We start from the raw sequence: 4932 nt of genomic DNA on the forward strand, positions 1-4932 counted from the left end.
TCCGCAACCACGACGTGAAGTGGATCTGCAATGCGAAGGTCACCAAGGTCGAGGCCGGCAAGATGTTCGTCACCGAGCTCGACGACATGGGTCAGGTCAAGCGCGAGCACGAACTGCCCTTCAAGTACAGCATGATGCTGCCCGCCTTCAAGGGCGTGGACCCGGTGGCCGCCGTCGAGGGGCTGTGCAACCCGCGCGGCTTCGTGTTGATCGACGAACACCAGCGCAGCAGGAAGTACAAGAACATCTTCTCGGCCGGCGTGTGCGTGGCCATCCCGCCGGTCGAAGCCACGCCGGTGCCCACCGGTGCGCCCAAAACGGGTTACATGATCGAGTCGATGGTGACGGCCATCGTCCACAACATCGTGGCCGAGATCAAAGGCGAGCCCGCCACCGCCAAGGGCACGTGGAACGCGATCTGCCTGGCCGACATGGGCGACACCGGCGCCGCATTCGTGGCGCTGCCGCAGATCCCGCCGCGCAACGTGAACTGGTTCAAGAAGGGCAAGTGGGTGCACCTGGCCAAGATCGCCTTCGAGAAGTACTTCCTCTACAAGATGAAGAACGGCAGCTCGGAACCGGTGTACGAGAAGTACGTGCTCAAGGCGCTGGGCATCACGCGGCTGACCGAACGCAGCTGATGGCCACGCCGCGCATCACCATCGTCGGCTCGGGCTTTGCCGGGCTCAGCGCCATCCGCCGGCTGCGCAAGCAAAGCCCCACGGCAGACATCACCCTCGTCTCGCCGCGGCCCGAGTTGCAGTTCCTGCCCGGGATCATCTGGATCCCCAGCGGGCTGCGGCGGCGCGAAGACCTGATCATTCCGCTGCACAGCTTTCTGGAGCGGCAGCGCGTGCGTTTCGTCGCCGCCGAGGCCACAGGCGTGAGCCGGGAAGGCCGCTTGCTGCACACCACGCAGGGCGACATCGAGAACGATGGGCTGATCGTCGCCACCGGAGGCCGCTTCATCAAGAAGCTGCCGGGCATCGAACACAGCATCACGCCCTGTGAAGGCGTGGCCGCGGCGGAGCGCATCCGCGACCGGCTGCAGGCCATGCAAGGCGGCACCATCGCCGTCGGCTTTGCGGGCAACCCGAACGAGCCGAGTTCGATGCGCGGCGGGCCGATGTTCGAGTTCCTGTTCGGCATCGACCAGCAGCTGCGCCGCGAAGGCCGGCGCGAACGCTTCAAGCTGGTGTTCTTCAGCCCCGCGGCCGAACCCGGCAACCGGCTCGGTAAGGCGGCGGTGCAAGGCCTCTTGCAGGAGATGGCGCGCCGCGGCATCTCCACCCACCTGGGCCACAAGCTCGTGCGCTTCGAAGCCGACAAGGTGGTCACCGAGGGCGGCGAGATCGCGGCGGAGTTGATCCTCTTCATGCCCGGTCTCACTGGCAGTGCCTGGCTCGACAGCACCGAGCTGCCCCGCTCCGCGGGCGGCCTGTTGAAGGCCGACGAGCACTGCCGCGTGCCCGGCTGGGCATGCACCTACGTGGCCGGCGATGGTGGAAGCTTCCCCGGCCCCGACTGGATGCCCAAGCAGGCTCACATGGCCGATCTGCAGGCCGTGGCCGCGGCCAACAACCTGTTGTCTGAATTGCGTGGAGATGCGGTCTCGGCGAGGTTCAAGGTGGAACTCGCCTGCATCGTCGATGGCCTCGACCGCGGCATGCTCGTGCTGCGCACACCCGAGAGGAACCTGGTACTGCCGCCGATGCGGCCGCTTCACTGGGCCAAGCGCGGGTTCGAGAAGCTGTACCTGCGCAGGTACCGCTGAAGCGAAGAGAAAGCGTGGGGTGTTGAGCGGCGTCTCACGACGCCCGCTCAACCCGGTGAACGTTCAGGCTTCGTCGCTTTCGATCTCGGCGTCGATGGCGCGGTCGTAGTCGTTCATGTCGTTCGGAGCGCCTTCCTTGCGCGCGATCAGCGGCTTGTCCAGCGGACGGCAGACACGCCGTTGCAGACGGTCCAGGCGCGGCGAGCGCTCCAGGGCCTGGAAGACTTCGGCCGGATTCATCATCAGAGAGAACGGGTTCGAAAGGATCTCAGCGGTCTGCATGGTCAGCTCCAAAGAACTGTGACGGTGCAAACAATGTAGGCGCGCGCGCTTCGAAGGAGCAGTCGGCGGGGCACCAAAGCGAGGGTCGGAATTTCCCTGACAAGCGTGTCAGGTGAGGCGACTCCGTGATGTCGAATTTCTGTCGATAAAGTTGTTTATCGACATATATTTACATTACTTATTTGAAGTTTTACTTCAGGTCAAAAATCACGCTCTGTCAGCGTCTTTCTTGACCGGAAAGAGCCGCTCGAAATTGCGGCTTGTCTGCTCGCCGATGAGCTCGGCGCTGCAGCCCTTCAACTCCGCGATCTGCTTGGCCACGAAGGGCACGTACGACGGGTTGTTGGTCTTGCCACGGTAGGGCACGGGCGCGAGGTAGGGGCTGTCGGTTTCGATCAGGCAACGGTCCATCGGAACGAAGCGCGCGACCTCGCGCAGATCGGCCGCGTTCTTGAAGGTCAGGATGCCCGAGAACGAGATGTAGAAGCCCAGATCGAGCGCCCCGCGGGCCACGTCGAGGGTCTCGGTGAAGCAGTGGAAGACGCCGTTGCCGGCGCCCTCTTCCTTCAGTATGGAGAGCGTGTCGTCGGAGGCGCTGCGGGTGTGGATCACCAAGGGCAGGCCGGTGGTCTGCGAGGCGTGGATGTGGGCGCGGAAGCGGTCGCGCTGCCAGGCCATGTCGGCGATGCTGCGCCCGTTCAGGCGGTAGTAGTCGAGGCCTGTCTCGCCGATGCCGACCACGCGCGGCCGTTGCGCCAGCGCGATCAGATCGCCGGCACTTGGCTCGCGCACGCCTTCGTTGTCGGGGTGCACCCCGGCGGTGGCCCAGAAGTTGTCGTAAGCCATGGCCAGCGCATGCACCTGCTCGAACTCTTCCAGCGTGGTGCAGATGCACAGCGCGCGGTCGACCTTTGCCGCGGCCATGGCGGCGCGGATGTCGGCAAGCTTCTCGCTCAGCTCGGGAAAGCTCAGGTGGCAGTGGGAATCAACAAACATCGCGCAGCAGCCCTGCAGGGCCGCGGGATCAGATCGTTTGGGTCGGCTTGGCCGATTGGATCGAGGTACCGAGGATTTCCTCGATCTTCAGCTTGAGCACGCGCGTCTTGTCGTCCGAGGGGAATTTCACACCCACGCCCTGTGTGCGGCCACCTGAGGCGTTGACCGGGGTAATCCAAGCCACCTTGCCGGCCACCGGGTAGCGCTGCGGGTCGTCGGGCAGCGAGAGCAGCAGGTAGATGTCTTCGCCGAGCTTGTACTCGCGGGTGGTCGGCACGAACAGCCCGCCGTCGGTGAAGATGGGAATGTAGGCCGCGTACAGCGCGCCCTTCTCGCGGAAGACCAGCTGGATCACGCTGGGCCGGGCCGCAGCGGCCGAGCCCGGCGTCACGTTGCCGGCGGTTCGAACGGGTGGAACGGGGGCTTCGCTCATCGGCCGGAGTGTACCGAATGGGGTTTGCCTGAGGCGGGTGCGGCCAGGGCTTCGCGGGCCTGAAGTACCAAGGATTCCACCATCACGGGCAGATTCCACGGATGCTCGGCATGGCGCAGGGTCCGGCGGAGTTCGCGCGACCAGGCGTTGAGCGCCGGCAGTGCCGCGCCGGTGGGCAGCGCCGCCGGCGGAAAGTAGCGCGGCGGCGCACCGCAGGCCAGGCACATGGCGTCGTGGCAGAGCTTGTGCAGGGCATCGACCAGGCGCGGCAGCGGCCAGGAGGCGAGCGAGCCCACCTCGCCCGCCGCCAGCTGCTTGGGCAAGCGCGTCCAGGCGACGGCATCGACGCCTTCGCGCACCCACTCCAGCGCCTCCAGCGGCTGCCCGCCGGCAGCGGCCAGCAGCACGGCCGGCTGCGCCACCTGCTGCTGGGCCAGCCAGGCAGCGGCCACCTCGGTCGGCGGCAAAGCCATGGGCACGGCTTGGCAGCGGCTGCGGATGGTGGGCAGCAGTTCATCGGGCGCGCCGCAGCTCAGCACGAAGCGGGCGTCGCCCGGGGGCTCTTCCAGCGTCTTGAGCAAGGTGTTGGCGGCGATGGCGTTCATCCGCTCGGCCGGGTGGATCAGCACCACCTTGCGCTGGCCACGCGCCGAGGTGCTCTGCGCAAAGGCCACGGCCGTACGCACCGCCTCGACCTTGATCTCCTTGCTGGGCTTGGCCTTGGAGGCCTTGCCCTCGCCCTCATCGGATTCATCACCGCCGCCCCAGCCCAGGGGTTCGCGCAAGGCTTCGGGCAGCAGCACCAGCAGATCCGGGTGCGAATGGGCCTGGACGAGACGGCAGCTCGCGCAGGTGCCGCAAGGCTGCTGCGTGGGATGGGTTTCGCACAGCCAGGCCTGCGCCAGCGTGAGCGCCAGTTCGAACTGGCCGATGCCTTGCGGGCCGTGGATCAGCAAGGCGTGGCCGCGCTGCGTGCGCAAGGCCTCTTGCAGCGGCGTGCCCAGCCAGGGCAGCGGCAGAGCACCGTCCGGCCCTACCACCCTCGTTGCTCCATGTGCGCCACGATCTGCGCCCACACCTGTTCGCGCGACTGCGCGGCATCGAGCCGGGCGAAGCGCTGTGGCGACTGCTGCATGCGCGACGCGTAACCCTGGCGCACGCGGTTGAAGAAGGCGACGTCGAGCTGCTCGAAGCGATCGGGCGTGCGCACGGCGGCGCGGCGCTCGGCGGCGGTCTCGGCGGGCAGGTCGAACCAGAAGGTCAGCTCGGGTTGCAGGCCTTGCTGCACCCAGGTTTCCAGCGTGGCAAGCACTGCGGTATCGAACCCGCGGCCACCGCCCTGGTAGGCGAAGGTGGCATCGGTGAAGCGGTCGCACAGCACCGTGTGGCCTTGGGCGAGTGCCGGGGCGATCACCTGCTGGATGTGGTCACGGCGGGCGGCGAACAC

At 66.7% G+C, this 4932-nt stretch carries 7 protein-coding genes; 2 read left to right on the top strand and 5 right to left on the bottom strand.

Translation table 11 applies throughout. The annotated features are described in order from the left end of the window. On the top strand, positions 1-641 hold a 641-nt coding region (locus tag VFL64_RS11970), incomplete at its 5' end, for an NAD(P)/FAD-dependent oxidoreductase (RefSeq protein WP_489540603.1). Further along, positions 641-1774 carry an NAD(P)/FAD-dependent oxidoreductase gene (locus VFL64_RS11975; RefSeq protein WP_489540604.1) on the top strand — a complete coding sequence of 378 codons (1134 nt, stop codon included), beginning with the start codon at positions 641-643 and terminating at the stop codon, positions 1772-1774. The genes VFL64_RS11970 and VFL64_RS11975, both read left to right, overlap by 1 nt. 63 nt (positions 1775-1837) lie before the next feature. On the opposite strand, the gene VFL64_RS11980 is transcribed toward VFL64_RS11975, so the two are convergent. The 5 genes from VFL64_RS11980 to tmk form a co-directional block, all read right to left on the bottom strand. After that, positions 1838-2056, bottom strand: a complete 219-nt coding sequence (locus VFL64_RS11980) for a hypothetical protein (protein WP_489540605.1) — start codon at positions 2054-2056, stop codon at positions 1838-1840. Between the two features lie 207 nt (positions 2057-2263). Beyond that, positions 2264-3052 (bottom strand): TatD family hydrolase, encoded by a 789-nt coding sequence (locus VFL64_RS11985; protein WP_489540606.1) that lies wholly within the window; start codon positions 3050-3052, stop codon positions 2264-2266. A gap of 28 nt (positions 3053-3080) precedes the next feature. Continuing rightward, the gene (locus VFL64_RS11990; RefSeq protein ID WP_489540607.1) at positions 3081-3485 is read right to left on the bottom strand and encodes a PilZ domain-containing protein; all 405 of its coding nucleotides are present in this window, start codon (positions 3483-3485) and stop codon (positions 3081-3083) included. After that, positions 3482-4525, bottom strand: a complete 1044-nt coding sequence (holB, locus tag VFL64_RS11995; protein ID WP_489540608.1) for a DNA polymerase III subunit delta' — start codon at positions 4523-4525, stop codon at positions 3482-3484. Before holB ends, VFL64_RS11990 begins: the two co-directional genes overlap by 4 nt. Beyond that, positions 4519-4932: dTMP kinase (gene tmk / locus VFL64_RS12000; RefSeq protein ID WP_489540609.1), on the bottom strand; the 414-nt coding region annotated here is incomplete at its 5' end. The genes tmk and holB, both read right to left, overlap by 7 nt.

This window comes from Rhizobacter sp., assembly GCF_035702065.1.
Classification (GTDB): Bacteria; Pseudomonadota; Gammaproteobacteria; order Burkholderiales; family Burkholderiaceae_C; genus Rhizobacter.